Raw genomic sequence first — 773 nt, 5'->3', positions numbered from 1 at the left:
AGCTTTGAATTGTACGAGGGTGCTAACAAGCTTCAAACTGTTACAAACAAAAACGGAAAAGTAACATTTGCACCAATTGAGTACACCGAAGAAGGTGAACACACTTACACTGTTAAGGAAGTAGCTGGAAATACCCCAGGTATTACCTATGACAAGACTGATAAACAAGTAACTGTTAAGGTGAAAAAAGATGGCGACAACCTGAAAGCAGATGTGGCTTATCCAGATAATAAAACCTTCTCAAATACTTATACGGCTCCTCAACCAGCAAAAGCTAAAATTTCAGCGAGCAAGATTTTAGAAGGTGCTGAATTGAAGAATGGTGAATTCAATTTCCAATTGTTGGATGAAACCGGAAAAGTTCTTCAAACAAAACAAAATGCTGCAGATGGTACGGTAACCTTTGATGACATTTCATATTCATCAGAGGACGCAGGAAAAACCTTCCACTACACGATTAAAGAAGTTATTCCTGAAAGCAAAGCAAAAGGAATGACCTACGATGAAGGAAGTATTGATGCTACTGTAACTGTCACAAAAGATGATGCAAGCAATACACTCAAAGCTTCTGTGGCATATGGTGATAAGAAATCATTCACTAACAAATTGGTAACAACTTCAATTCCACCAACTCCACCGACTGTTGACAAACCTGAATTGAAACTGTACAACATTCAATTGCACAAAGCTAACGCAGATGGAAATGCTCTTGCAGGTGCTGTATTTGGTCTCTTTGAAGCCGATGGTGTGACCCCAGTTGCCAACCCATATGG

1 protein-coding gene is annotated in these 773 nt (G+C 39.3%); it reads left to right on the top strand.

What is annotated here, in order from left to right; genetic code table 11:
• The coding region (locus HMPREF2918_RS00175) for a Spy0128 family protein (RefSeq protein ID WP_305366768.1) at positions 1–773 on the top strand (773 nt) is incomplete at both ends.

This window comes from Streptococcus sp. HMSC065C01 (assembly GCF_001813525.1).
Lineage (GTDB): Bacteria > Bacillota > Bacilli > Lactobacillales > Streptococcaceae > Streptococcus > Streptococcus parasanguinis_V.
Note: the sequence above shows the minus strand (reverse complement) of the source record. Positions and strands in the feature narration are given on the sequence as shown.